A 21177-nucleotide genomic window follows, 5' to 3' on the forward strand; every position below is an offset into this window, starting at 1 on the left:
GTGGTGGGGCAAAGCCTTTTGGTTCCTTTTTGGCGTTTGAAAAAGGGACTCGCCGTAAGGGCGAAACCCTAGGTGGGCGTTACCGCAGCAACGGATATGTACCAGGTTGATCAGTGAGCAATACACACCGACTTGAGCTCGGTGTAAGCCTCAATCACCGCACGACCAAACTCACGCCCCATACCCGACTGCTTGACCCCACCGAATGGCATCGCCGGATCAAGCAATACGTGGGCATTGACCCAAACCGTACCCGCTTCGATGCGCGGCACCAGATTCATCGCCTTGCCCAGGTCGTTGGTCCAAAGGCTGGCAGCCAACCCGTAACGGTTGTCGTTGGCCAGCGCGATGACCGCGTCTTCATCGTCGAACGGCATCACGCCCAGCACCGGACCGAACACCTCTTCGCGCGCAATGGCCATGCTGTGGTCGATGTCGGCGAGGATGGTCGGCTGGACAAAGAAGCCCTCGCCTTCCAGCAACTCGCCGCCAGCCACCACCCGCGCACCTTCCTGGCGGGCCAGCTCGATGTGCTTGAGCACGCTCTGCTGCTGCTTGCGCGACACCAGCGGGTTGATCGCCGCCGCGCAGTTCATGCCCGCGCCAATCGGCATCGCCGAGACCGCCGCCGCCAGGGCCTCGACGAATTTGTCGTGGATCGAGCGATGCACGTAGAAGCGCGAAGCCGCCGCGCACACCTGGCCATTGTTCAGCAGGCCACCGAGGATCGCACCCTGCACGGCTTTTTCGATGTCGGCATCGGCGAGCACGATCATCGGGTTCTTGCCACCCAGCTCCAGGGAGAAGCGTGTCATGTTTTCCATGCACGCAACGCCGACGCTCTTGCCCACGGCGGTGGAGCCAGTGAACGACACTTTGCTCACCAGCGGGTGCGCGGTCAGCACGCCGCCGACCGAAGCGCCGCCGCCGGTCACCACATTGAACACACCGGCCGGAATGCCCGCTTCGAGAGCCAGCTCGGCCAGGCGCATGGCGGTCAATGGGGTTTCCATCGCCGGCTTGATGATCACCGTGCAACCGGTGGCCAGCGCCGGCATTAGTTTCCAGGCGGCGATCAGCAGCGGGAAGTTCCACGGCACGATGCCAACCACGACGCCCACCGGCTCACGCTTGGTGAACGCCGTGAACTTGGCGCCCGGCGGCAACGGGATCGACACGTCGAAGGTCTGCCCTTCGATCTTGGTCGCCCAGCCAGACATGTAGCGCATGAACTCCACCGTGGCGTTCAGGTCCAGGGCGCGAGCCATGTTGATCGACTTGCCCTGGCTCAGGGTTTCCAGCTGTGCCAGCTCTTCGGCATGCTCTTCCACCAGGCGGGTGAAGTTCAGCAGGATGCGCTCACGGTCCGCTGGACGCAGGCCCGACCACACGCCGGACTTGAAAGCCTGGTGCGACGATTGCACGGCGCGCTCGACGATTTCCAGAGGCGCGTCAAGGGTTTGACACAGGGTTTGCCCGGTGGCCGGGTTGACCACGGCAATGTTCTGACCTTCGGCAAACACCCACTGGCCATCGATAAAGCAGCCGTGTTGGCGATCGAGGAATGCAGCAACCTGCGGCAGGATTTCAACGTTGCTCATAAATCACCTTTCATTCAGATGGACGAGCCGGCGGGCCGGCGAAAGCGTCAATTAGTGTTGTTCTTTGAGGAAGCACACCACCGCCTGGCGATCATCTGCCGAGGCCATGCCCATGTAGGGCATGTAGGTGCCAGGCACATAGGCCTGGGGTTGCGTGATCAGTTGCGCGATGTTCTCGGCTTGCCAGTCGATGTTCTTGTTGCGCATGGCTTGCGAGTAGTTGAAGCCTTCCAGCGAGCCGGACTTGCGCCCCACCACACCTGCCAGGTTCGGCCCCATCATGCCGGCCGTGCCTTTGCTCACCGCATGGCAGACCCCGCACTCATTGGCGAACAGTTCGGCGCCACGCTGCTGCTGCGGTGCGCAATCGGCAGCGACGGCGGCCTGCGCCAGAGTGACGGACAACACAGCAACGAGGGACAAACGCAGGGTGGTGAACATGAGAAACGACCTTGAAAATCCGCGCGTTCGCAATCAAGGCGAACGCCAACACTGAAAGTGCCGAGGCTTTGGTGCTTCGGCAGGTTGAGAGGATTGTCGGTGGTCGGTGACCCGCAGGTTTTGCCCTGCCTGCCAGTTGTGTTGGCGGTTCTGCCAAACTGCTGCACGGGCGCGATCAGCGATAGCCAGGCTTGATCCAAAGTTCTGCCTATACTGCAATCCAGCCGCCCTGATCACCTGCGCTGAGGAACTGCTGGATGAATGTGACCGACTATTTTGATCGAACAAGAATCGTCAATATTGTGTCAAGAAAGGATCGCCGCGTAGAAACGGTACAAGAATTCGCGCGCAACGGTTTTCCCTTTGATCATGAAAAAGTCAGCTTTTTCCCGGCTGTAACGCCCAGTGAGGACAATGGCTTCCCGAGCCTCGGGGCCAGGGGCTGCTTCATGAGCCACCTGGGGATACTGGAAGAAGCGATACACCTGAATGTGAAAAACATACTGATCCTGGAGGATGACATACAGTTTTCCAGGCGCATTTCCCACTATGGAAAACAGGCCATCGAGTCCCTGGAAGGCATGGAGTGGGACATCGCCTACTTTGGCCATCCGTTTGAAGGCGACTCAAGCTCGCCCACCTGGAAAGCCGTCGACCAGCCTATACACCTGTCGCATTTCTATGCGGTAAACGGCAAATGCATTACCCGGTTGCGCGATTTCCTGCTGCAGATCCTGGAGCGCCCGCCAGGGCATCCTGACGGCGGGCCGATGCACTATGACGCCGCCCTCAATACGCTGATTCATTCGAACAAAGACGTTCAGGCCTACTATTTCACTTGGAACCTGGGCTACCAACGACCCTCGCGCACGGACTTGCATGCGCTGTCCCTGTTCGACAGGACGCCTGTCCTGCGCGATGTCATGGGCATGCTCAGGAAGTTGAAGGCCATGAACCTGAGAAGAATTCGATAGTGTTCTGACCCCGCTCTCTTTAACCAGAAACACTCCACCTTCCCTTCTCGATCAGTGCACCCATGTGTGCACTGTCACCCCGCCATGCAATCTGGCAAGCACAACCAACTCTTTGGCACCGAGGCAACAAGGCGCAAAAAATCCCGGCATTAGTATCTGGAGCGACCGCAACCCTGCGCTCAAGAACAAGAACGGATGCCACACCATGCTCAAGTCCCCCTTGCTTCGCCTCTCTACACTGGCGTTGATGATCAGTGCCGGCCAGGCGAGCGCCTACGAACTCTACGCCAGTGACGACAGTCATCTGAACGCCACCCTGGAAGCGGTTTTCGGCGTGTTCCACAGCCAGGAAAACTACGCCCTGTCGGGTCGTCTCGACGAAGGTTCGTCGTCGTGGCGCGAGGGCTACATCAAGTACGGCCTGAGCTTCGACCAGGGCCTGGCGGGTGTCGGCACCGCCTACGGCGCGGCGAACATGCTCAGCTCCGGTACTTGGGGCGACGGTGACGCCGCCGGCTTCACCGACGGTTCGGAACGCACCACCAAGTTCGAAGACGCCTACCTCGGCTGGCGCTCGAGCGATCTGTTTCCGGTGCTGGGTACCGACGGCATCGACCTGTCTTTCGGTCGCCAGAACATCATGGTCGGCGACGGCTTCCTGATCAACGGCGATGCACTGAACCTGGGCAAAGGCCTGGCCGACGGCGAGTTCAATCGCGGTGGCGCCTACTGGCTGGCGGCGCGCAAGGCCTTCGACGAAACCGCGGTGTTGCGTATCGGCGGCAAGGAAGGCTGGCGCAGTGACCTGATGTGGTTGAAATCCAACAACCGCGCCCAGGCCAAGACCGAAATGTACGTCGGTACCCTGGAGCACGTGGCCGAGGCCGGGACCGTCGGCTTGACCTACATCGACACCAAGGATGTCGACGAGGAGTTCGCCTCCCCCGCGCAACTCGAGCGCGATGGCATGAAGACCTACAGCCTGCGCGCGACCGGCAACGCCGGGGTCAAGGACCTGTTCCTCTCCGGCGAATACGCCAAGCAGGACAAACCCCACACGGCCACCGAAGACGCCTGGTACCTGGAAGCTGGCTGGACCTTTTCCGAGGCGCCATGGACGCCGTATGCCGGCTACCGCTACAGCCGTTTCTCGGAAGGCTACGACACGCTGTTCTACGGTTTCAGCCGCGGCTTCGGCACCTGGTTCCAGGGTGAAGTGGCGGGCAACTACGCCGGCCCGTTCAACACCAACTCGCGCATCCAGCAACTCAAGTTCACCGTCTCGCCACTGGAGAACCTGACCGTCGGCGCGATGTACTTCAACTTCGACACCATCGACCGCGACCTGGGCAACACCGATGGCCACGAAGTCGACCTGTACGCCGAATGGCACCTCAACGACCACATCACGGTGATGCCGCTGGTCGGTCTGTTCCAGCCGGACAAGAGCGCCGACCAGGGCGGTACGCAGTTGGGCAACAACGACAAGAACCTCTACAGCCAGCTGATTTTCGCCAGCTCTTTCTAAGTCATGCCGGGGCAGTGGCGCATCCGCTGCCCCCGTGGAAAAAGGCCTTTCCCATGCACAGAAGATTCCTCACGATCCAGAGCAAGATCACCCTGCTCGCCGGCCTCTGTCTGGTGTTGGTGGTGGGCTTGCTGATGGGCCTGTCGCTATACCAGACGCACAAGAGCAGCCAGCAAGTGGCCCGGGCCAGCAGCGACATGCTCGCCGACGCGGCCAGGGAACACATGCAGGCCCTGGGTAAAGTGCAGGCCATGCAAGTGCAACGCACGTTCATGCAGACCCACGAATTCGGCCAGGGATTGTCGCGGTATTTGCTGTACCTCAGGCAACTCCAGCACCAGGGCCATCTGACCCGCCAACAACTGCGCCAGGAGCTGAGCACCCAGCTTCAACAGGCCCTGATCGACAAGCCCGACCTGCTCGGGCTTTACGTCGTTTTTGAACCCGACGCCCTGGACGGTGCCGATGCCGGCTTCGCCAACAAGCCGGAGCTGGGCAGCAACGAGACCGGACGCTTCTCCCTGTATTGGGTGCAAAGCAAACCCGGTGAACTGCAAGCGGTGATCGGCGATGAAGGCCTGCTGGCCAACACCGAGCCAGGGCCCAGCGGCACACCCTACAACGCGTTCTACACCTGCGCCCGCGACACCCGCCAGGCCTGCGTGCTGGAGCCCTACTTCGACGAGGCATCGGGCAGTCGCAAACTGGTGACCAGCGTCGCCTTCCCGCTGCTGGAGAACGGCAAGGTCATCGCCGTGGTCGGTCTCGACATCAACCTCGCCGCCTTGCAAAAGAACAGCGAGTCCAGTGCGCTGCAGCTGTTCGACGGCCATGGCCAGATCAGCATCGTCAGCCCCCGTGGCGTGATTTCCGCCAACAGCCAGGACATCAGCCGCCTCGGGCAACCGATGGACAATGCCCAGGTGATGGACGCCTTGCGCCTGGGTCAGCCGAAGGTGTTTGTCGACCCACAGCAAATCAAGGTCCTCGAACCGCTGCCACCGATTACCGGCGCCGCGCCCTGGGGTGTGCTGGTCGGCGTGCCGCAGGAAGTATTGCTGGCACCGGTCGCCACCCTGCAAAAACAACTCGATGCCCAGGGCGTGCAAAGCACTGCGCTGGAGCTGCTGCTCGGTGGCGGCTCGGCCCTGCTTGGCCTGCTGCTGATCGGGTACACCGCACGGCGCATCACCCGGCCGCTGCAAATGCTGACTCGGGTCATGGAGGGTATCTCCCTTGGCGAGGGAGATTTGACCCGGCGCCTGCAGGTGCAGTCACGGGATGAAATCGGCCAGTTGGCTACGGCGTTCAACCGTTTTGTCGAGCGCATCCATCACTCGATCCGCGAAGTCTCGTCGGCGGCCCATGGCGTCAACGAAGGCGCCCGCCGAGTGCTGGACGCCTCCAATTCGTCGCTGGGCAATTTCGACGATCAAGCCACCCGCACCACCAGCGTGGCCGCCGCGATCAACCAGTTGGGCGCTGCCGCCCAGGAAATCGCCAACAACGCCTCCGATGCCTCGCATCAGGCCTCCAGTGCCCGGCAACAGGCCGAAGACGGTCGCCAGGTGGTGCAACGCACCATAGATGTGATGCACGAGCTGTCGGCAAAAATAAGCGCGTCGTGCGTAAACATCGAAGTGCTCAACGACAAGACCGTGAACATCGGGCAGATCCTCGAAGTGATCAAGGGCATCTCCCAGCAGACCAACCTGCTGGCGCTCAATGCCGCCATCGAAGCGGCACGTGCCGGTGAAGCCGGCCGCGGCTTTGCCGTGGTGGCCGACGAGGTGCGCAGCCTGGCCGGCCGCACCCAGTCCTCGGCGCAGGAGATCCAGCAGATGATCGAGGAGCTGCAAGTGGGCGCCCGCGACTCGGTCACCACCATGACCGAAAGCCAGCAGCACAGCGAAGAGAGCGTCACCATCGCCAACCTCGCCGGCAGCCGCTTGAGCAGCGTGACCCAACGCATCGGCGAGATCGACAACGTCAACCAGTCTGTCGCCGCCGCCACCGAAGAACAGACGGCCGTGGTCGAGGCCTTGAACGTCGATATCACGCAGATCAATGCGCTGAACCAGCAGGGCGTGGAGAATTTGCAGGCGACGTTGCGGGCTTGTACTGAGCTGGAGCAGCAGGCGGCGCGGTTGAATCAGTTGGTGGGGAGTTTTCGTATCTGACATGGATGCTGCCTGATCAACCGCCATCGCGAGCAGGCTCGCTCCCACAATTGGATCTTTGTCATACACAAATATTGTGTTCACTGAAGATCCCCTGTGGGAGTGAGCCTGCTCGCGATGAGGCCAGCACATCCAACATCTCCCGCGCCTGACACTCCGTCATCGCGAGCAGGCTCGCTCCTACAGGGTTTGTGTCCAATCTGGCACCCACAACCAACCACATGGCATGCACGCAAACATGCCGCGCCGCACCCCGCGCGTAGTATCGAAGCGCAAAGCAACGCTGAACCCCCTCCATTTCTCACTAAAAACAATAAATCGACCTTCGGGTCGCGGGAGATTTCTGTGCTCAAGAAAAGTGCGTTGGGCTGGCCTAAGATCGCCGGCCTTGGAATTGCGTTGGTGGTGGCCGGGCAGTTTTCCGGCTGGAACTTTGGCCTGGCCGCCGGTGGCTGGCTGAACATGCTGATCGCCACCTTGTTGATGGCGCTGCTGTGCGGTGGGCTGGCGTTATGCGTGGCGGAGCTGTCCACCGCGTTGCCCAGCGCGGGCGGTGTGTTCGTGTATGCGCAAAGTGCGTTCGGGCCGTTCGTGGGTTACCTCGTCGGGGTGGCTTGTGCGTTGGCCCTGACCATCGGCACCGGGGCGGCGGCGACGTTCATTTGTGCCTACACCGAGTCGATTTTCGGTCTTGGCGGCTGGCCGGTGAAAATCGCCCTGTTCGCGGTGATCATTGGCATTCACCTGCGCGGCGTGGGCGAGGCCATGGGCCTGACGTTCATTGCCGGCGTGATTGCCGTCGTCGCCCTGCTGACGTTCGGCGTGGCCATGGCACCGCATGTCGAACTGGCCAACCTGCTGGCGTTGCCGGCGAATGTCGCCACCCCCGTCAGCCTGGGCGGCATCTTCGCCTGCGTGCCGTTCGCGATCTGGCTGTTCATCACCGTCGAACAAACCGGCTCGGCGGCGGAAGAAGCTGAAAACCCGGGTCGCACCATGCCCCGCGGCATTCTGGCGGCCATTGGTACCTTGTTGATCACCGCGTTGGTGGTGCTGGTATGCGCACCGGGCGCCGGCGGTGTCGAACTGGTGGGCTCGGCGGGCGACCCGTTGTACGCCGCGATGTCCAGCAACAGCGCGTTCGGTGAAGGCTCGTGGCTGGCCAAGGTGATTGGCTGCGGTGGCGTATTCGGTTTGATCGCCACCTTCTTCTCCCTGGTGTACGCAGCTTCCCGGCAACTCTTCGCGATGGCTCGCGACGGCCTGTTCCCGCAGTGGCTGGGCAAGACCGGCAAACGCGGCACGCCGTATCCGGCATTGCTGCTGATCGGCGCCATCGGCTTGCCCTTGTCCGAAGTCGATCCGGCCACGGTGATGCTCGCGGTCGTGCTGCTGCTCAACGTTTGCTACCTGTGCATTTTCGGCGCGTACCTGCGCATCAAGGGCAGCCAGCCCGGCCTGCCACGCCCCTTCCGCCTGATCGGCGGCAAGCTGGTTGCCTGGTTGGGCCTGGCCCTGACGCTGGTGGTGGTCGCCGCCTGCTTCCAGCTTGACCTGAGCATGCTGATCGCCCTCGGCGTGACCTTCGCCCTGTGTATTTTCAACTTCCTGCTGCGCACTCGCCGCACCGCCCCAATCGAGGTTCCAGACCATGCCTGACACTCTCCTGCAACGCCGTCACCGCGTACTCGGCAGCGCCTCGCCGCTGTTCTACGACAAGCCCCTGCACCTGGTGCGCGGCGAAGGCGTGTGGCTGTTCGACGTCGACGGTCGCCGTTACCTGGACGTCTACAACAACGTGCCCTGCGTCGGTCACTGCAACCCCCACGTGACCGAGGCCATGCACCGCCAGGCCACCACGCTGAACATCCACACCCGCTACCTCGATGAGCAGGTGGTGCGCTATGCCGAACGCCTGACCGCGACCTTCGGCCAGCCGCTGGACACCGCGATGTTCACCTGCACCGGCACCGAGGCCAACGAACTGGCGCTGCGCCTGGCGCGCTACGCCAGCGGCGGCACCGGCATCATCGTCAGCGATTACAACTACCATGGAAATTCCGCGTCGCTGGCGCAGGTCACCACTGCCCTGCCCTCGCCGGAACCCTTCGCCGCCCATGCCCGCGCCGTGCCGATTCCGTGCCTGTACCGGGCACCGGCAGGCACCAGCGAGGCGCAGCTGGCGGAGCGATACGCGGCCAATATCGCGGCCGCCATTGCCTCGATGCAGGCCCAGGGCATTCGTCCCGCCGCGCTGCTGATCGACACCTTGTTCGCCAACGAAGGCTTGCCCCGGGTGCCGGCCAGTTTCGTCGCCAAGGCTGCCGAGTTGATCCGCGCCGCCGGTGGCCTGTTCATCGCCGATGAAGTGCAATCGGGTTTCGGCCGTACCGGCGACCACCTCTGGGGGCATCAGGCCCACGGCGTCGTGCCGGACATCGTCACCCTCGGCAAACCCATGGGTAACGGCTACCCGCTGGCCGGGCTGATCACCCACAAGGCGCTGGTCGAGTCATTCGGACGCAACGCCATGTACTTCAACACCTTCGGCGGCTCGCCTGTAGCGGCGGCGGTCGGCATGGCGGTACTGGACGAGATTGAACAAAAGCAGCTACTGCAAAACGCGCAAAGCGTCGGTGCTTATGTGCAGCAGCGTTTGCAGGTTCTGGCAGACAAGCACTCGATCATTGGCGACGTGCGCGGCAAGGGCCTGTTCTTCGCCATGGAGCTGGTGCGTGACCGCGCCAGCAAGGAACCGGCCGGGCTGGAAGCGCGCAAGGTGGTCAACGACATGCGCGAGAACGGCGTGCTGATCAGCAAGATCGGCGCCGGCGACAACATTCTCAAGCTGCGCCCGCCGCTGGTGTTCAGCCGCGAGCACGCCGACCTGTTCGTCGACACCCTGGACCATGCCCTGAGCGCGATTTGAGGATCTGCCATGACTGAATTCCACACCCTGAGCCACGATCAGCAAGTCGCCCGGTTGCACGACCTGGCGCGCCACGCCCTGCAACACTGGGACGGCGATTTCGGCGACATCGAACTGGTGAAGTTCCGCGAAAACGCGGTGTTCTCTGCCCGCCGCCACGACGGCCAGCGGGTCGCCCTGCGCATTCATCGCAACGGCTATCACTGCGAAGCGGCACTACGATCCGAATTGCAATGGATGGAAGCCCTGGAAAGCGCCGGTATTACCGTGCCACAGATCATTCGCGCCCGGGACCGGCGCCACCTGATCGAAGTGCGCCATGCCGATATCGGCGAACGCCATGTCGACATGCTCGCCTGGTTGCCGGGCACCACGGCCGGCACCTCGGAGACCGGGGTGCAGGCCGATACCGAAATCGATTTCCTGTTTGCCGAGGCCGGCGCGATCGCCGCGCGCATTCATGTGCATTCGACGGATTGGCAGCAGCCGGACGAGTTTGTCCGGCATGCCTGGGACGAGGAAGGCTTGATCGGGGCCAATCCGTTCTGGGGGCGTTTCTGGGAGCTCGAACAGCTGAGCGATGAGCAACGGGACCTGCTGCAACAGGCCCGGCGTACGGCGCGCAAGGACCTGCGCCAATACGGCCGCCATCTGGGCAACTTCGGCATGATCCACGCCGACCTCGTCCCGGAAAACCTGCTGATCGAAGGCCCGCGCCTGCGCTTGATCGACTTCGACGACGCCGGGTTTGGCTGGCACATGTTCGAGCTGGCGACCGCGTTGTATTTCTGCCTGGATGATCCGCGCTATGAGCAGATCAAGGCGGCGCTGCTCGAGGGTTACCACAGGGTCAAGCCGTTGACCGAGGCGGATCGCAGGACGCTGGCGTTGTTCCTGATGCTGCGCGGCACCACGTACCTGGGCTGGATTCATACCCGCCAGGGCACGCCGACGGCGATTGAAATGGCGCCGATGTTGATTGAGCGGGCTTGCCGGTTGGCCCGGGAATATTTGCACGCCTGATAGACCGACTTCGCGAGCAGGCTCACTCCCATACTGGATTTTTTTCGTACACAGATCCTGTGTTTACGGAGATCCCTGTGGGAGTGAGCCTGCTCGCGATGGCGGTGTCTCAGTCACCTTAGTTGCAGGATGTGCTGACCTCATCGCGAGCAGGCTCGCTCCCACAGGGGATCAGCTGTGTGTCGCAGACTCGGATGAATCCAGGTTATCCAGCGCCCGGTTCACCGCCAACTCTCCCAACATGATCACTTGGGCGATACCCAGCAGCGTGTTGCGGTGCGAGCCTTGCAGAAACCCCGCCAGGTCATTGCTCATCACACTGGCCGAGGCCAACGACTCGCAGGCGTGAGCCAGCAGGGTTTGGGTGTCGATATCGGGGTTGATGGTGAACAGTGTGGAGGGTTTGTGCGGGGTGGCCATGATATGGGCGGCCGGGTCTGGGCATGAATCGGTGCTCGGTGGATCAGGCGTTACCTTGAACATGATTTTCTTTTCCGTTGTGATGCAGCCACTCCATCGCTACTAAACGTGGGGTGGCGGCTGTACGCAGGTTAGTAGACCGGGGAAAAGAAGAAAGCCGGCGCGCCCAGGGACGCCCTACGCACAGCCACCATCAAATTCAGGTATGGAATTACCTGTATGACCGTCACTCGTGCACCTTCTAATACCACGGGCTACTAAACCCGATCACTGGAGATCAGTGACGCGAATCAAGTTACCGATGGCTGCCAAGGTGCACAAGCCGGCGGATTCTGGCGTACCTGTAGGCAATGACGCAAGGCACTGTAGTTTGCAGGAAGTTGATCTGACAGCCATTAAACACGTGCTTCGACCTGAGACCGCCTTCGCGGGCAAGCCTCGCTCCTACGGGTTTGTGTCGTTCACAAACGTTGTGATCGACTCGCCCTTGTAGGAGCGAGGCTTGCCCGCGAAGAACGATAACGCGGTCTATCAGCAATGCGCCCCAGCGTGTTCCAGGCGATGGAACAACCGGTTGAAATACACCAGGCTATCGCGCGGTTCGCGCACCCCAACCTTGTCCAGCTCCACGAACATCACCGAGTGCGAGCCCACTTCCTTGCATTCGCTGATGCGCCCCTCCAGTTGCACCAGGGCGTCGCGCAGCACCGGTACATCGGCGGCGCCGTCGTCCCACAGGTCCCAGGCAAAACGTTCGGCCATCGGCACCTGGGTCATGCCGGCGAAGTGCCGGGCCAGTTCTTCCTGTTCGCCACACAGCACGTTGACGCACAGGCGGCCGTTGTTGCGGAAGACGTCGTGGGTGGCGCTGTTGCGGTTGACGCACACCAGTACCGTGGGCGGCGAGTCGGTTACCGAGCACACGGCGCTGGCGGTGATGCCGCAGCGCCCACCCGGGCCGTTGGTGGTGATGATGTTCACCGCAGCAGGCAGCTGCGCCATGGCGTTGCGAAAGTCGATTTGCTGCTGGCTCAGGTCGGCCATGTCGATGCCCCTTCCTTCAGGAGGACCGCTTTGAAACGGCCCGTAGGTGATGGAACAAGACTAAGGCTGTGGGCACGGCGCAACCATTCTGACGATCCCCATGGCGAGGTTAGGTTTCCGCTAGTCGACTAGGTGGTTTCTTTATCGCAAGGGCCGGCGACAGTGGGTATCCTGCTTACAGGCTGGAAAAAACACAGCCGATGCGTGCCGCGCGTTCGCGTGCGAAAACAATAATTAGAATTTTCGTGGCAGCCCCTGATGGAAACCCGCAAACCGATTGTTTACATCGTTGACGACGACAAAGACCTGCGCACCTCGCTGGCCTGGCTGCTGGAGTCGGTCAGCGTGCAGGCGCAGTGCTTCGCCGGCGCCGAAGAATTCCTCAGCCAGTACGACCCCAGGCAGCCCGCGTGCCTGGTGCTGGATGTGCGCATGCCGGAAACCAGCGGTTTCCAGTTGCAGGAGATTCTCAACCAGCGCGGCAGCACCTTGCCGACCATTTTCGTCTCGGCCCATGGCGACATACCGATGTCGGTCACGGCAATGAAGAACGGCGCGCTGGACTTCGTCGAGAAGCCCTACAATCCGCAGCAGATGATCGACCGCATCCAGGCGGCGCTCAAGACCGCCGTGCACGCCCAGGCCGATCAGCAGCAGCGTCAGAACCTGCAGGGCAAGCTGGCGCTGCTGACCAGCCGCGAGCGTGAAGTGTTGATGCTGGTGATCGATGGCAAGGCCAGCAAGGTGATCGCCCGGGAGCTGAACATCAGCGTGAAGACCGTTGACGTGCACCGCACCAAGATCAAGGAAAAGATGGGCGTGAGCAGCATTGCCATGCTGGTGCGCGAGGTGCTGCATCTGCCGGTGGATGAGCCTGCGCGGCATTGAGTGATGGGTGGCGGTCATGACGCCGCCATCGCCAGCAGGCTGGCTCCCACAGGTTGATCCCGGTTGTACACCGCAGATCCACTGTGGGAGCCAGCCTGCTGGCGATGAACGATGACGCGGTGTCAGTGCTGGCTATAGCGCTTGCGATAAGCACCCGGCGACACGCCAAAGCGCGATTTGAACGCCGACGAGAAGTAGCTGGAATCGGAAAAACCCCAGGCGTAACACAGCGCCGACAGCTTCTGCTCGACATCGGCACGGCGCAGGTTTTCCGCGCAGAAGTCCAGGCGCCGGTGCTTGATGTATTGCGCCACCACCAGGCCACGCTTGGAGAACATCCGGTACAGGCCACGCACGGAAATACCCACTTCACGGGCAATCAGTTCGGGGCACAGTTCTTCGTCGCTGAGGTGCGCGTCGATGAAGGCGATGATTTTGCGGAACTGCCGCTCATGGGGATCGGCAGCGCCGTCACGGGCGCTGATCCCCGGCAGCAGCAGGCTGGCCAGGGCGTCGAGCACCGCCTCGCTTTCCTGCATGTCCAGCCCTTCCTGCTGACGCGTCTCCAGCACGAGCTTGTTGGCCATCGCCGCCAGGGGGCTGTTGGCGCCGATGCGCGTGGCGCAGTTGACGGCAGTGAAGTGTGACCCCCGCTCCACCACCTGACGCGGCAGGATCAGCGACAACTGGCGCGAGTCATCTTTGTAGGTCATGTCGCTCGGGCGGCTGGCGTCGATCAGGGCGATGTCGCCACAGCCCAGTTGCGTGCGGTTGTCGCCCTGTTCCAGGTGCGAGCTGCCGCGCAGCTGGAACACCGCGTAATAGTGGCCGTCGCTGCTGGTGCTGACGTCCTTGCTGGTGCGATACAGATGCACGTGCGCCATGTCGACCACACTGAGGTTGATCGCGCCGCTGCGAAATTCTGTCAGTTGGCCGTAGAAGTCGGTGTCCAGCGCCCGGGCGTCAAAACGCCCGCAGGCCTGGTTTACCTGGCTCAGCCAACTTTCGAACGCCTCGTTGCGCACCGTCGATGCTGTAATCATGTCCGCAAAGCCTCACGTTTTTGTTGTTATTTTTCGACCGCTTCGCCGAGCGGTTCGGTAAAAATGTCTGGTGTTCCAGCCTTCTCCTCCCTGGGTGGCCGCCGGGCGCCCATTCAACAGGCACCGGCGCACGCTTTCCAGCGTCCTTTACGTCAAATGTCCAATACCAGACGAGCGGAAAGTGCCCGTGAAACGCAGGCGCAAATTTGCTGGTTGGAGGCCTTTTCCTTGTTGGAAAGGCAGTTGTCGCGGTGCTCCGGCACGCCTTCCAGCACCTCGACGATGCAAGTGCCGCAGATGCCTTCGCGGCACTCGGTGTCGATGTCGCAACCATGAGCCTGCAACACATCCACCAAGCTGGTGTTGGCCGGCACTTGCAGCACCACGCCGGAACTGGCCAGCTGCACTTCGAAACCGCCGGCCGGGGCACTGTTGGCCGCCGGGTCCGCAGCGAAGTGCTCAAGGTGAATGGCCTCATCGGCGCGACTGCGCGCCGCCACTTCCACCACTTTGTTCATGAACGGCGCCGGGCCGCAGGTGTAGACGTGGGCCGCCGGGTTGGCGCGGTCCAGGCAGGTGCTCAATGCAGTGTCCAGGTCACCCGGTTCGACGCCGTAGTGGAACTCCACGTGGTCGCCGAAATTCGTCGCCAGCAGTTCGGTAAACGCGGCGTACTGCGCCGAGCGGGCGAAGTAATGCAGGCGGTACGGCTGGCCACTTTCCGCCAGTCGATAGGCCATGCTCAACAGCGGCGTCACACCGATGCCGGCGGCGAACAGCACATGCTCGCGGGCATTGGGGTCGAGGCGGAACAGGTTGCGCGGCGCGCCCATTTCCAGCTCCATGCCCTCTTCCACTTGCTCATGCAAGGCTTGGGAGCCACCGCGCGACTGTGGCTCCTTCTTGACCGCCACCAGGTAGGCGCGGCGATCCTGCGGCGGGCTGCACAGCGAGTACTGGCGGGTCACCCCGGTCGGCCCGGTCAGGTCGACGTGGGCACCCGGTTCATAGGTGTCGAGCGGCTGGCCGTCACTGCGCACGAGGCGAAAGGAACGGATATCCTGTGCTTCGTCGACGATCCTTTCGATTTTCACCTTCATCATGGCATCACCTGAAATTCATTTTTTTTGTTTAACGGTACAGACTGGTTCGCCCCCTGTAGGAGCGAGCATGCTCGCGATGAACCTGAGGCCGCCACGGGGTGTCAGGTTTCCAGCGTCATCGTTGACGACCATCGCGAGCAGGCTCGCTCCTACAGGGGGGCACTTTTCTGCTGCTTAGCGCATGAACAGGCCGCCGTTGACGTCCAGGCACGCACCGGTTACGGAGGTGGCGTTGTCGGCGATCAACAACAGCACGCTGTCGGCGATGAACGCCGGGTCGCCGAGGGTGCCGGCCGGGATCATTTTCAGGATCTGTTCCAGACGCTCCGGGGCCACGGTTTCGCGCACCACCGGCAAGTCCAGCGGACCTGGCGAAATGCTGTTGACCGTCACGCCTTGCGGCGCCAGTTCACGGGCGAAAACTTTGGTCAGCGTCGCCACGCCGCCCTTGGCCGCGGCGTAATGCGCGCCGGTGGCGGTGCCGCCGTTCTGCCCGGCCAGGGAGGCGATGTTGACGATGCGGCCAAAACCACGCTCGGCGAAGTGCGCGCCGAACACCTGGCAGGCGACGAAGGTGCCGCGCAGGTTGATCGCCATCGACTCGTCGAACTCTTCGGGCGTGATGTCCATCAGCGCCGCGACTTTCGACACCCCGGCGTTGTTCACCAGGATGTCGCAGCCGCCCCAATGCTCGACCAGCACGTCGCGGGCATGCTGGAAGTCGGCCTTGCTGCGCACATCCAGCTCAATGGCGACAGCGCTGGCACCGCTGGCATCCAGCTCGGCAGCCAGGCGCCGCACGCCATCGAGGCGCACGTCCGCCAGGGCGACGCGATAACCCGCCCCGTGCAGACGGCGGGCGATGCACTCGCCCAGTCCGCGCGAGGCACCCGTTACAAGGGCTACTCGACTCATGATGTTGCCCTCACAGAAGGAAGCCGAGCGCGCTCAGGCTGTCGGTGGAGTTGATCAGCCGCACCACTTTGCGCTCCAGGGTCGGCACGCCATCGGTGAAACGGATGCGGTGGTTCAGGTCGGCCACGAACGGCGTGTGCACGCCGCGCTTGTAGGCGTACAGCAACTGCGCCGAGTTGACTTCGACGATGTCGCCGGCCGCTTCGACCAGGCGGAAACGCGAGATCGTGCGGATGGTTTTCGCCGCGTCCACCGCCGACGGCGAGTAACCGGCAGTCAGGCGTTCGATGCGCAGGTCACGCATGCGTGCGTCGTCGTAGGCGTAGTTCAGCGTCGCCTCGAAGTCTTCGGTGTCCGGGTCGATCGGCACGATGTACTTGCCGCTTTCGCTCCACAAGCTCGCCCACTCGGCGTAGTTCTTGTGGTCGAGCAGTTCGGCCTCGCGCCAGATGAACTCGATGGCCTGCGCCAACGGGCCGGAAAAACCGTTCAGGGTGTCTTGATTGCTCATTGGCTCATCATCCTTTTCCACATGTCGTAGGCTCCGCGCATGCCGCCCTCGTCGGTGGCGTGGCTGACCTTGTCGCCGTTTTCAGCGGTGATTTCGCGGTTCAGGCCGCGGTTGACCAGGATCGGCGCGTCGACGCCGGCATACGAGCCGCGCTGCACGCGGTCCCAGGCTTCGGCATCGTCGGGGCTGCCGAAACCGAACGGGCCCTGGAAGTGTTCGTGGATACGCATGCGTTCGCGGTTGGCGATTTCCGGGCCGCCGTCCATGCCGAGGGCAACGTGGCGGATCTCGGTCTCGGTGACCGACACCGGACGCAGCACCCGGAAGAACGACATCGACATCGCCACGTTGGGGAACAGGTTCAGGTTGAAACCGGCGCCGTGCAGCGAGCGCACGATGCGGCGCACCTGATCGGCCGGCATGGTTTTCGACAGTTCCTCGGTGACGTGGGCAAAGCGTTCCTGCAACTGTTCGGTGCCGTCATCGTGATCGAGATCGACGTGCTCCGGCACCATCACCATCACGCTGTGGCCGTTGCCCAGCGAGTGCGTGACGGCCTGCTCGTCGGTCATGAACGAAAGCATTTCCGAGGTTTCTTCATCCACCGACGACATGAACGACTTGTGCACGATCGGGAAGTGGTAACCGTCGGTGGTGTTTTCCAGCTGGATCTTCCAGTTGCCCTTGAAGCTGAACTTGTGTTCGCCCTGGGTCTTGATCGGGTAACCGGCGCCCTGCTTCATGAACAGGTCCATCCAGTGCTTGGCGCCGCCGAGGAAGTCCTCCAGCGGTTCGATCTCGTCGTTGTAGCTGGCGAAGACCATGCCGGCATAGCTTTCCACGCGCAGGCTGGTCAGCGGCAATTCCGACTTTTCCAGGATGCCTTCATAGCCGTCCGGATACGGCAGCGCGCGCAGCTTGCCGTCCAGGCCATAGGACCAGCTGTGGTACGGGCAGGTGAAACCGGTGGCGTTGCCCTTGTGCTTCTCGCACACAGTGGCACCGCGGTGGCGGCAGCGGTTTTCCAGCACGTTGATGTTGTTCTTCTTGTCGCGAACGACGATCACCGGGCGACGGCCAATGGTGGCAGTCTTGAAGTCGCCACTGTTGCGCACTTCGCTCTCGTGGGCGACCCACACCCAGGTGCGGTAGAAAATCTTCTCGAGCTCGGCTTCGAACAGCGCCGGGTCGTTGTACAGCGAGACGTCGACACGGTCGTGCTGGACCAGCTCTTCGGGGCTTTTCGACGTTGCGATCAGCCGGTATTCATGAGTGCTCATGCGGTTCTCCTCATGGCTTCTTGTTAGATTTAAAGGGTTGAGGCTTGCAGCTGCGCACCGAAGGCGCAGACGAGTTCGTCCTGACCTTTGCGACCGACGATCTGCAGGCCGACTTTCAGCCCGCCGCAATCGAGTTCCACCGGCACCGTCAGCGCCGGATGGCCGCTGAGGTTGAAGGGACGCACCAGCGGGGTCATGCCGGCCACGGCCTTGCTGCCGCTGCGCGCTTCGCTCAGGGTCGGCGGCAGGCTCGGCATGGTCGGCAACAGCAACACAGCGAAGTCTTCCAGCGCGGCATCCACCTGCTGGGTGAAACGGGTGCGCACGGCTTCTGCCTCTGCGAGCTCTTCACGAGTAGTGCGGCTGGCCGCCAGCAGGCGGGTTTCCACATCGGCACCGATCAGGCCTTTGCCGGTCAGGTGACCGAACGCGGCCCAGTTTTCGAAATTGATCACGGTGAGGCCGGCGGCGAACGCGGCTTCGAATTCGCTCAATTGCAGGTGGCTGCGGCGCCAGCCCGCGCGGTCGGCGGCAGCACCGAGGCTGGCTTGCAGATGGGCATCACAGGCCACGTCGAGGAAGCCGACCTTGGCGCCGTCACCTGGCAAACCTTGCATGTTGAAACCCGGGCAAATCACCTGCATGGCGGCGATCAGGTCTTCCATGGTCCTGGCGAACGGCCCGACGCAATCGAGGCTGGACTCCAGCGGATGCGCGCCGATACGACTGACACGGCCGTAGGTCGGCTTCAATCCTGCGATGCCGCAGCAGGCCGCCGGTACCCGCACCGAACCACCGGTGTCGGTGCCTAGGGCGATGTCCGCCAAACCGGCGGCGACGGCCGATGCCGAACCGCTGGAAGAACCGCCCGGCACCCGATCAGGGGCTTGAGGATTCACCGGCGTGCCGGTCCAGTCGTTGATGCCGGTGACGCCAAAGGCCAGTTCATGCAGGTTGGTCTTGCCGACGATCTGCCAGCCAGCGTTGAGAATCGCGTCCACCACTTCGGCGTTTTTCGTCGCCGCCGGCGCATCGGCAAAGGCACGGCTGCCGGAGCGGGTCGGATAGCCGGCGATGTCGATGGAGTCCTTGATGGCCACGCGCTTGCCGTTGCCACCGAGGAGAAATTCGCTGATGAACGTACTCATGCGCACAACTCCTTATTGAACAGCCGTTGCGTGCGGAAATGCGCGATCAGCCACACTCCGTCGACACAACGGAAATCGATGTTCAGCCGAGTGCCGAACAGTTCGCTGCGCTGATCGGCGTAGGTGGAGATCTGCTGCATGATCCACTGCCCCTGCGCCGAATTACCGTCGACCACGATCGACTCGCTGGTGAGGTAATGCAGGTTCAGCTGGAAGTGGTCCGACGGCGGCAGGTAACCGCCGACAAACGCCGCCACGGCCTCGCGTCCACGATGCTGGCCGAAGGTCTGCGCGGTCTCGCGGCCAACGCCTTCCCAGATCGCATCGAGGCAGAACAGCTCGGCCAGCTCGCTGACCTGAGTCGGCGCCCGCGGCACGTCGCAGAGATCCATGTAGCGCGCCATCAAGCGACGCACCGCGCTTTCCCCTTCGAGCGTTGTCAGACGCTGCAGCAAGGCCTCGTTCATGGCTTACACCTTGGCCGCGTCAGGGATGGTCAGCGGGCGACCGATGCGCGCTTCGACCTTGGCGTAGCGCCACAGGCTGTATTCGTTCACCGGCGTGGTGCGGAACAGGTTGCAGGCGTCGATCACCGTCTGGTGGCAGTCGACGTCGGCCATGATGTACACGGTCCAGGGCGAGGTAGTGGACGGGCCGACCATCAGGCGGTCGTCATCCATGGCGCCGAGCACGGTGATGCCGGGCATCGCGCCCAAGTCGCCCATCATCTTGCTGAAGCCTTTCCACACGCTCAGGCCTTCGCCGGTGGGCAGGTCGAAAAAGTTCTGGGTGATGCCGATGCAGAAGACGACGCGCAATGGTTCTTGAGTGGTTTGGGTCATGAGTATTGATCCTTGAATTAGAGGTTTCAGATGTAGCCCGGGAACGGCGGTACGCCGAGGAACACCGAGCCGGCGCCGTCATACAGCCCTTCGCTGAGGAAGGCGTGCTGGGTCACCACCATCGAGTCGCGCAGGTAGCGTTGCAGTGGATGGCGCAGGTAAATGGCGGTGGTACCGGCCAGGCTGTAGGCGCTCTGCACCACCTCGGCGCCGGCCTGGGACACGTGAATGGCAGACAAACGCAACAGGCTGGTCTGCTCCGGGGTGACCGGATTACCCGCAAGGATCGAGTTCCAGACCTGTTCGGTGGCGTTGTAGAAGAAACCGCGGGCGGCAGTCAGCTTGGCTTCGGCCTTGGCGATTTCGATGCGCACGTAGGCGCGGTCGGACAGTTTCGGCGCGCCGGTGATGCCACTGCCGCCAGCCATGCGGCTGATTTCATCGAGGGCAGCGCGGGCCAGGCCGAGGTTGACCACCGCCAGCACTTGCGCGGCATAGGCAATCGAGGGGTAACGGAACAGCGGTTCGTCGATGGTCGAGGCACCGCCGCGGATGAAGGTCCAGCGCTCGTCGACGCGCTTGTCGGACACGCGCAGGTCGTGGCTGCCGGTGCCTTTGAGTCCGACCACGTCCCAGTTCTCGACGATCTCTACCTGCTCCGGGCGGAACACCGCGGTGCGCGGCTTGCCGCCCGCAGCGCCGATGCCCACACCCAGCAAGTCAGCGCCCTTGCAGCCGCTGGCGAATTTCCAGGTGCCATTGACCTGATAACCGCCCTCTACCGCTTCGGCCGGTTGCAATGGAAACAGGCCGCCAGCGAATACCAGGTCAGGGCTTTTTGCATAGAGCTCAGCCAGGGTTTCGCGTGGCAAAGCCGCCAGGTAGACGCCGGCACTGCCGAAGCTGGCAACCCAGCCCGCCGAGCCGTCGGCTTCGGAGATGCGCTCGATCATTTGCAGGAACAGGGCCGGCGCCAGGGCGTCACCGCCGAAGCATTTTGGCGTGGCGGCACGGTAGATGCCCACTTGCTTGAAACGCTCGATCATGTCCCGCGGCACATGGGAGCCGGCGTCGAACTCGTCGCGGCGCTGGCGCACTTCATCCAGTACCTGCGCAAAGGCCTGGCTGTCGACGACATTCTCGTCAACGCCGATCGATGCGTCTTGTTGCGCAACCGCTGAACGCAGCATGGGCATTCTCCGTTTTGATTATTGTTAGTGGGGGGACACCGCACCGCTCTACCTGTAGGAGCAAGGCTTGCCCGCGATGGCGCCCTTGAGTACGCCATCGCGGCGGTGCGGCGATCC

Annotated in this window: 19 protein-coding genes and 2 pseudogenes; 8 read left to right on the forward strand and 13 right to left on the reverse strand. The window is 62.6% G+C overall.

The features are described from left to right. Positions 1-110 precede the first annotated feature (110 nt). Entirely contained in the window at positions 111-1601 is a 1491-nt protein-coding gene (locus PMI35_RS10980) for an aldehyde dehydrogenase family protein (protein ID WP_008062071.1), read from the reverse strand. 51 nt (positions 1602-1652) lie between these two features. Next, the gene (locus PMI35_RS10975; RefSeq protein ID WP_008062072.1) at positions 1653-2042 is read right to left on the reverse strand and encodes a c-type cytochrome; all 390 of its coding nucleotides are present in this window, start codon (positions 2040-2042) and stop codon (positions 1653-1655) included. A 257-nt stretch (positions 2043-2299) separates the two neighbouring features. Here PMI35_RS10975 and PMI35_RS10970 point away from each other — a divergent pair, with 257 nt between their 5' ends. From PMI35_RS10970 to PMI35_RS10945, 7 genes and pseudogenes are all read left to right on the forward strand, one after another. Then, positions 2300-3016 (forward strand): glycosyltransferase family 25 protein, encoded by a 717-nt coding sequence (locus PMI35_RS10970; RefSeq protein ID WP_008062073.1) that lies wholly within the window; start codon positions 2300-2302, stop codon positions 3014-3016. A 205-nt stretch (positions 3017-3221) separates the two neighbouring features. After that, positions 3222-4544: a hypothetical protein gene (locus PMI35_RS10965; RefSeq protein ID WP_008062074.1), complete on the forward strand. Its 1323-nt coding sequence runs from the start codon at positions 3222-3224 to the stop codon at positions 4542-4544. A 272-nt stretch (positions 4545-4816) separates the two neighbouring features. Beyond that, positions 4817-5866: pseudogene (locus tag PMI35_RS35955) on the forward strand (HAMP domain-containing protein); the annotation flags it as partial. A gap of 258 nt (positions 5867-6124) precedes the next feature. After that, positions 6125-6724 (forward strand): annotated as a pseudogene (locus PMI35_RS35960) (methyl-accepting chemotaxis protein); the annotation flags it as partial. A gap of 345 nt (positions 6725-7069) precedes the next feature. Then, a complete protein-coding gene (locus PMI35_RS10955; protein WP_008062076.1) occupies positions 7070-8383 on the forward strand; it encodes an amino acid permease in 1314 nt (437 codons plus the stop codon). Then, positions 8376-9653 (forward strand): aspartate aminotransferase family protein, encoded by a 1278-nt coding sequence (locus PMI35_RS10950; RefSeq protein ID WP_008062077.1) that lies wholly within the window; start codon positions 8376-8378, stop codon positions 9651-9653. Before PMI35_RS10955 ends, PMI35_RS10950 begins: the two co-directional genes overlap by 8 nt. 9 nt (positions 9654-9662) lie before the next feature. Then, a complete protein-coding gene (locus PMI35_RS10945) occupies positions 9663-10676 on the forward strand; it encodes a phosphotransferase enzyme family protein (RefSeq protein ID WP_008062083.1) in 1014 nt (337 codons plus the stop codon). Positions 10677-10847: 171 nt separating this feature from the next. On the opposite strand, the gene PMI35_RS10940 is transcribed toward PMI35_RS10945, so the two are convergent. Beyond that, on the reverse strand, positions 10848-11159 hold the full coding sequence (locus PMI35_RS10940) for a DUF6124 family protein (protein WP_008062085.1): 312 nt from the start codon (positions 11157-11159) through the stop codon (positions 10848-10850). Between the two features lie 468 nt (positions 11160-11627). Further along, entirely contained in the window at positions 11628-12140 is a 513-nt protein-coding gene (hpaC, locus tag PMI35_RS10935) for a 4-hydroxyphenylacetate 3-monooxygenase, reductase component (RefSeq protein ID WP_008062086.1), read from the reverse strand. A gap of 258 nt (positions 12141-12398) precedes the next feature. On the opposite strand from hpaC, the gene PMI35_RS10930 reads away from it, so the two are divergent. Then, a complete protein-coding gene (locus tag PMI35_RS10930) occupies positions 12399-13028 on the forward strand; it encodes a response regulator transcription factor (protein ID WP_008062087.1) in 630 nt (209 codons plus the stop codon). Between the two features lie 122 nt (positions 13029-13150). Here PMI35_RS10930 and feaR read toward each other — a convergent pair whose 3' ends face one another. The 9 genes from feaR to PMI35_RS10885 form a co-directional block, all read right to left on the reverse strand. After that, positions 13151-14071, reverse strand: a complete 921-nt coding sequence (feaR, locus tag PMI35_RS10925) for a transcriptional regulator FeaR (RefSeq protein ID WP_008062088.1) — start codon at positions 14069-14071, stop codon at positions 13151-13153. Between the two features lie 152 nt (positions 14072-14223). Further along, positions 14224-15174, reverse strand: coding sequence for a PDR/VanB family oxidoreductase (locus PMI35_RS10920; protein ID WP_008062089.1), 951 nt, complete (start codon positions 15172-15174; stop codon positions 14224-14226). Positions 15175-15348: 174 nt separating this feature from the next. Next, positions 15349-16089, reverse strand: a complete 741-nt coding sequence (locus PMI35_RS10915) for an SDR family NAD(P)-dependent oxidoreductase (protein WP_008062091.1) — start codon at positions 16087-16089, stop codon at positions 15349-15351. 10 nt (positions 16090-16099) lie between these two features. Continuing rightward, a complete protein-coding gene (locus tag PMI35_RS10910; RefSeq protein WP_008062094.1) occupies positions 16100-16600 on the reverse strand; it encodes an aromatic-ring-hydroxylating dioxygenase subunit beta in 501 nt (166 codons plus the stop codon). Further along, complete coding sequence (locus PMI35_RS10905) at positions 16597-17880, reverse strand: aromatic ring-hydroxylating oxygenase subunit alpha (RefSeq protein WP_008062096.1); 1284 nt, start codon at positions 17878-17880, stop codon at positions 16597-16599. The genes PMI35_RS10910 and PMI35_RS10905 overlap by 4 nt, the downstream gene beginning before the upstream one ends. Positions 17881-17909: 29 nt before the next feature. Then, complete coding sequence (locus PMI35_RS10900) at positions 17910-19028, reverse strand: amidase (RefSeq protein ID WP_008062098.1); 1119 nt, start codon at positions 19026-19028, stop codon at positions 17910-17912. Next, complete coding sequence (locus PMI35_RS10895) at positions 19025-19495, reverse strand: nuclear transport factor 2 family protein (RefSeq protein ID WP_008062100.1); 471 nt, start codon at positions 19493-19495, stop codon at positions 19025-19027. The genes PMI35_RS10900 and PMI35_RS10895 overlap by 4 nt, the downstream gene beginning before the upstream one ends. Before the next feature lie 3 nt (positions 19496-19498). Further along, positions 19499-19870, reverse strand: coding sequence for a hypothetical protein (locus PMI35_RS10890; RefSeq protein WP_008062102.1), 372 nt, complete (start codon positions 19868-19870; stop codon positions 19499-19501). A gap of 26 nt (positions 19871-19896) precedes the next feature. Then, the gene (locus tag PMI35_RS10885; protein WP_008062103.1) at positions 19897-21060 is read right to left on the reverse strand and encodes an acyl-CoA dehydrogenase family protein; all 1164 of its coding nucleotides are present in this window, start codon (positions 21058-21060) and stop codon (positions 19897-19899) included. Between the last annotated feature and the right edge of the window lie 117 nt (positions 21061-21177).

The organism is Pseudomonas sp. GM78, from assembly GCF_000282475.1.
GTDB lineage: Bacteria > Pseudomonadota > Gammaproteobacteria > Pseudomonadales > Pseudomonadaceae > Aquipseudomonas.

Excerpts from the sequence above, each read along its gene's own strand:
- PMI35_RS10980 (WP_008062071.1), bottom strand. The coding sequence starts at position 1,601 with ATGAGCAACGTTGAAATCCTGCCGCAGGTTGCTGCATTCCTCGATCGC.
- PMI35_RS10905 (WP_008062096.1), bottom strand. The coding sequence starts at position 17,880 with ATGAGCACTCATGAATACCGGCTGATCGCAACGTCGAAAAGCCCCGAA.
- PMI35_RS10920 (WP_008062089.1), bottom strand. The coding sequence starts at position 15,174 with ATGATGAAGGTGAAAATCGAAAGGATCGTCGACGAAGCACAGGATATC.
- hpaC (WP_008062086.1), bottom strand. The coding sequence starts at position 12,140 with ATGGCCGACCTGAGCCAGCAGCAAATCGACTTTCGCAACGCCATGGCG.
- PMI35_RS10930 (WP_008062087.1), top strand. The coding sequence starts at position 12,399 with ATGGAAACCCGCAAACCGATTGTTTACATCGTTGACGACGACAAAGAC.
- PMI35_RS10885 (WP_008062103.1), bottom strand. The coding sequence starts at position 21,060 with ATGCTGCGTTCAGCGGTTGCGCAACAAGACGCATCGATCGGCGTTGAC.
- PMI35_RS10965 (WP_008062074.1), top strand. The coding sequence starts at position 3,222 with ATGCTCAAGTCCCCCTTGCTTCGCCTCTCTACACTGGCGTTGATGATC.
- PMI35_RS10975 (WP_008062072.1), bottom strand. The coding sequence starts at position 2,042 with ATGTTCACCACCCTGCGTTTGTCCCTCGTTGCTGTGTTGTCCGTCACT.
- PMI35_RS10915 (WP_008062091.1), bottom strand. The coding sequence starts at position 16,089 with ATGAGTCGAGTAGCCCTTGTAACGGGTGCCTCGCGCGGACTGGGCGAG.
- PMI35_RS10945 (WP_008062083.1), top strand. The coding sequence starts at position 9,663 with ATGACTGAATTCCACACCCTGAGCCACGATCAGCAAGTCGCCCGGTTG.
- PMI35_RS10950 (WP_008062077.1), top strand. The coding sequence starts at position 8,376 with ATGCCTGACACTCTCCTGCAACGCCGTCACCGCGTACTCGGCAGCGCC.
- PMI35_RS10940 (WP_008062085.1), bottom strand. The coding sequence starts at position 11,159 with ATGTTCAAGGTAACGCCTGATCCACCGAGCACCGATTCATGCCCAGAC.
- PMI35_RS10910 (WP_008062094.1), bottom strand. The coding sequence starts at position 16,600 with ATGAGCAATCAAGACACCCTGAACGGTTTTTCCGGCCCGTTGGCGCAG.
- PMI35_RS10970 (WP_008062073.1), top strand. The coding sequence starts at position 2,300 with ATGAATGTGACCGACTATTTTGATCGAACAAGAATCGTCAATATTGTG.
- PMI35_RS10895 (WP_008062100.1), bottom strand. The coding sequence starts at position 19,495 with ATGAACGAGGCCTTGCTGCAGCGTCTGACAACGCTCGAAGGGGAAAGC.
- feaR (WP_008062088.1), bottom strand. The coding sequence starts at position 14,071 with ATGATTACAGCATCGACGGTGCGCAACGAGGCGTTCGAAAGTTGGCTG.
- PMI35_RS10890 (WP_008062102.1), bottom strand. The coding sequence starts at position 19,870 with ATGACCCAAACCACTCAAGAACCATTGCGCGTCGTCTTCTGCATCGGC.
- PMI35_RS10900 (WP_008062098.1), bottom strand. The coding sequence starts at position 19,028 with ATGAGTACGTTCATCAGCGAATTTCTCCTCGGTGGCAACGGCAAGCGC.